The 4,591-nt window shown below is 56.0% G+C and carries 4 protein-coding genes; all 4 read left to right on the top strand.

Going from position 1 to position 4,591, the window contains the following annotated elements:
* Positions 1-438, top strand: a 438-nt coding sequence (locus BN4332_RS32730; RefSeq protein WP_235654379.1) for a hypothetical protein, incomplete at its 5' end; no start/stop codon positions are given.
* Between the two features lie 342 nt (positions 439-780).
* Positions 781-1,785, top strand: a complete 1,005-nt coding sequence (locus tag BN4332_RS32725) for a nucleotidyltransferase domain-containing protein (protein WP_074133300.1) — start codon at positions 781-783, stop codon at positions 1,783-1,785.
* Between the two features lie 110 nt (positions 1,786-1,895).
* The gene (locus BN4332_RS32720; protein ID WP_096867210.1) at positions 1,896-4,016 is read left to right on the top strand and encodes an Eco57I restriction-modification methylase domain-containing protein; all 2,121 of its coding nucleotides are present in this window, start codon (positions 1,896-1,898) and stop codon (positions 4,014-4,016) included.
* Positions 4,017-4,171: 155 nt separating this feature from the next.
* Positions 4,172-4,591, top strand: a 420-nt coding sequence (locus BN4332_RS32715) for an SUMF1/EgtB/PvdO family nonheme iron enzyme (protein ID WP_160111015.1), incomplete at its 3' end; no start/stop codon positions are given.

Below are 4,591 nucleotides of genomic sequence, written 5' to 3'. Positions count from 1 at the left end.
GCCCGGAGCCCGGAACCGGGATCCCCGGAGCTGACCGTCGCGGTGCCCGAAGGGTTCACCGAGGTGAGGCCCCGCGCCGAGACGGTGCGGCTCACCGGACCCGCGGGGATGTCCGCCGAGATCGCGCTCACTCCCACCACGCTCAGCGCCGAGGACGATTTCAGGCGCTACAGCGACGATCGTGTGGCGAACTCGCCGATCAACAGCCTCAGCGTGCTGCCCGGCGATCTCTGCGGCTACAGCGGGCAGAAACTGATGGGGATCTTGGCCGATCGCCCGGGTGAGGGCATCGAATACGCCGACCGGATCGTGCACCTGTGGACCAACGGTGGGAACTTCCTGGCCGTGGTGCGACTCGAGGCGCCAGGCGAAACACCCGGATTCGAGCAGGCGCAGTCGGCGATGTTCACCGACTTCGGCATCACGATGCCGGGCTGAGCGGAATCAACACGAAATACACACCACCCATCTGTGGTCATCCGATCGTGCCATCAGGTTTCCGCCCATATTAGTGCGGCTGGCTGGGATGGTTAGCCGCCTTTGGGCGTGCAGTGACCCAACACTCCACCCTTGACCATCGTGTGAGCCTTTGAACCGAGCGGCTCGGTCCATAGCTGGTAGATGCATGCCGTTACTAGCCTCAGACGGTGCTGCGCGAAGTCGAATACGCCACGCAATGGAATCGATGCGGCGGAGTCGCGGTACGACTCCGACATCGGGGCTGGTCACGCCCGTCATGGTTTCGGCAACGCGCCCGATGCCGTCGGATATGATCACCGGATGGCTGATCTTGAGATTCTGTCGGCGAGGGCGACGTATTCAAACCTTCGATTGGATGAACTCAAGAATCGCATCAAGAGCAGATCAGAGGCACACGCCATCGACAACTTTGCAATTTTCTGCGCTGGCTCGTATGCACGTGAAGAGGCAAGTTCATATTCAGATATAGATCTCTTCTTCCTGTACGGTCCTGGGGTCAAGTCAGAGGCTCAGTCGCACATCAAGGAAGTTAGTCTTTTTGCAAGCGTAATTGAAGTTGCTAATGCAATGCAATTTCCGCCCTTTTCGAACGATGGGCAGTACCTCCAGACGCTGTCTTGTAATGACATTCTCGAACATTTGGGAAGCCCTAAGGATGATGAGTTAAACTTCTTTACCATGCGCATGCTTTTGCTACTTGAAAGTGCCTGCGTATATGGCGAAGAGGTTTTTGCGGGAGCGCAGCGTGCGATGATCGCCGCCTATTTCCGGGATTACCCTGACCACCAGTCCTCGTTTGAGCCATGGTTTTTGATAAACGACATTGGGCGATTCTGGAAGACGCTACTGTTGAACTACGAACATAAGCGGAACCAACCTGCTGCTGATGTGGTTCAGAAGAACAAGCAAAAAGTAAAGAATTTCAAGCTTAAATATAGCCGTATGACTACGTGCTTTGCGACGATAGCGGCGTTAGCCAGCTTGAGTGATCCAACTGAAGAGAGCATTCATTGTCTTGTCCAAAAATCACCGCAGGAGAGGCTGCGAGCGGTAGCCAAGACGCTGCCAGAGGTGGACGCGTTAGTGAATGAGGTTCTCGAGAAGTATGCATGGTTCATCGAGCAGACTGGTCAAACCGAGGAACTATTGCGCAGTGGATTTGAAGATAAGAAACATCGAACTGAGCGGTTCCAACGAGCGAACGAGTATGGAGATGCGATGTTTGATCTCATCTCCGCAATTGGCGAGGTCCGCGGCAATGGCGAAGGCGATAGGAACCGACTTCTTCGCTACTTGGTGATCTAGTGGCGGTCGGTGCATACGCGCTATACCTTCAGGACGATGTCGTGGGGCCTGCGCTTGAACTTTTGCGTAGAATCTGCCAACCACATTCCCGTTCCTTGCCTCATATTACGGTGAGATACTCGAAGACGAAGATTCCGGATTTTGGGGAGAACCTGTACGAAGAGGTGCAGGTGGACCATCTATATGTTTCGGGGCCGGGAACCTTTAATCCCATTACAACCGAAGATGTCGAGAATGGGTTCTCGACGGTGTTCATCAAATGTGAATCAGACCAGCTGGAGCGCTTGTCGTACAAACCAGACTTCCCGGATAGTGTTTTCCATCTAACGGTGTACGACGGGAAACCAAGCGTATTGGCTGCGGATGTATATCGGGTTATGGAGAAGTTCTCGTGGGACTTCTATGTGCGCATGCCACCGTCGCGCGTCGAGCCGATTCGAAAGGTCACGGCCCAAACAAGACCACCATATCTAACGCCACGTGCAGGCGCGCTATTGAATGCACTGAGCGGGAAGAGTGGCGTTGTCGCCAGTGACATACTGCGGATGACTGAAAAAGACCGGATCTCCTTAGTTGGCCGCATCTGTGCCGACGTTCACGAAAAGGTCGACCTTCAGCGGCACGAACGAAGCGTCGCAATCGTGCATAACTACGACAGAGAACCTGTTCATCGACAGGGGGAATTATGGTCGTCGCACGAATTAATAAATCAAGTCGGTGATGGTTGGAAACAACGTGCTAGTAGGGATCACTTCCGCGATAAAGGGCTGTTTCTAACGCCGCCCGAGATCGCTGACGATATCATGAAGTTCGCGGTGTCACTTCTGCCTTCAGATCAATTAATCGATTTTGGTGATCCGGCGTTAGGCTCTGGCATCTTCATTGCCGCGTTGCTCGGGTGTGCTGACGGGAAGCGGATTGCTTCTGCAGTGGGGGTAGAGGCTGACCGTGGTCGAGCAGCGCTCACTGGAGATCGGTGGCGTCATATCGGCCTCGAGGTTGCGGGGGACGATTTTCTCGACCATATTTTTGCAGAGTCGGGAACTGGGGATCTGGTCAAGCACGAGTGGGTCGATAAAAAGCGCAGTTTGGTTGTCGCAAACCCTCCTTACGTGAGATTTCAGAACGTAGACATGGTCAAAGCCCAGATATGGCGCGGCGCAATTGAGCGTCAACTCGGACTGACGCCAGATGTACGGTGTGATATGTACGCCTACTTTCTGTTGGGGGCAGACAATTGGCTGGAAGATAATGCTATATCCGCGTGGTTGCTTCCAACCGAATTTATGTTCACCAACTACGGGAAGGTGCTGCGCGAGTATCTCAGCGAGCACGTCGAATTATTGAGGCTGCACATGTATGGCATCGCGTCTCAGTTCTCGAATGCTCGGGTGTCGTCGTGCGTTGTTTTTTTCCGCAAGGCATTGCCTGCACGTGCAGGGTTCGTCGAGTTCACCTCAGGCGGCACCGTTGGAAACCCCCGTGAGTCGCGACGTGTAGCGCGGCAAGTGCTTCGATCGACAACGAAGTGGCAACGGCTGATGAGTGCCGACACGCCAGGGAGGCGTGAGATTGGACTGACCGTCGGTGATTTGTTTCGAGTGGGCCGAGGAATCGCTACGGGAGCCAACAAATTCTTTGTAGTAGAGCATGCGTTGGTTGAATTGCTGGAAATACCAGCGAAGTGGCGGAGCCCAGTTCTGCCGAAAGCATTTGAAGTTCGAGATCCAATAATTGAGTCGGACGCCGATGGCAACCCAAGGGATGTGCCTTATAAGTGGCTAATTGATTGTAGCGCTCCCTTCGATGCCATCTCCAAAGAGGCGCCGCGTTTTGCGGAGTACCTTCGGGAAATAGAGCCGATCGTTAAGCAAAGCACGCTCGTTAGGCGTCGTGAACCCTTCTATCGTCAAGAAGCGAATATGCCCCCGCGGTTCGTATTTACATACATGGCTCGCGGAACGGGGGTCGGCGGACGGTTTCGTCTTAACCGCAGCGTGGCGGTCGCACTTAACAATTTCCTGTGCCTCTACCCGAGGGATGAGACTGAAGCTTGGTTGTCAAGTTCGAGTGATAATGACCAAATGCTTCTTGGTGTGCTTGAAGGCGCTGTGTCCTCATACCTCGACGCGGTAGGGCGTGAGTACGCAGACGGTCTTGTCAAATTGGAGCCGCGAGAGTTGCGGGATATGGTCCTGTGGGATCTTCCAAACGGCCTTCAATCCGGTTAAGCGTCGAGCGATAATTTTGTAGATCGACCTCGATCGTCCACGGCCCGCCGGACGAAGGTCCTGCTCACTCCAAACAGGCTCAGCCATGTGGCTCCAATCGTCAGGAGCCCAGACTGTCGACAACCCCAGTCAGTTTTGGAACTAGCCTCGACTCTGTGGCGACCGAACTGATCGAGCTTCCCGGCGGAGCCTTCCGAATGGGCTCGACTGCGTTCTACCCGGAGGAGGCGCCGGTCCACACCGTGACCGTCCGCGCGTTCGCGGTCGAGCAGCATCCGGTCACCACGGCCCAGTTCGGCGAATTCGTCGCGGCCACCGGATACGTCACCATCGCCGAACGGCCGATGGACCCCCGGGACTACCCCGGCGTCGACGAGGCCGACCTGGTACCCGGTGCCCTGGTGTTCAAGGCGACCGACGGCCCCGTCGACCTGCGGGACTGGCGCCGATGGTGGGACTGGGCGCCCGGCGCCAACTGGCGACGCCCGTTCGGGCCCGATCGGGACCCAGCTGCCGACGACCACCCCGTCGTACAGGTGGCCTACCCGGATGCCGCGGCATACGCGGCCTGGGCC

It is taken from the genome of Mycolicibacterium houstonense, assembly GCF_900078665.2.
Taxonomy (GTDB): Bacteria; Actinomycetota; Actinomycetes; order Mycobacteriales; family Mycobacteriaceae; genus Mycobacterium; species Mycobacterium houstonense.
This window is presented reverse-complemented; position numbering and strand designations above follow the sequence as displayed.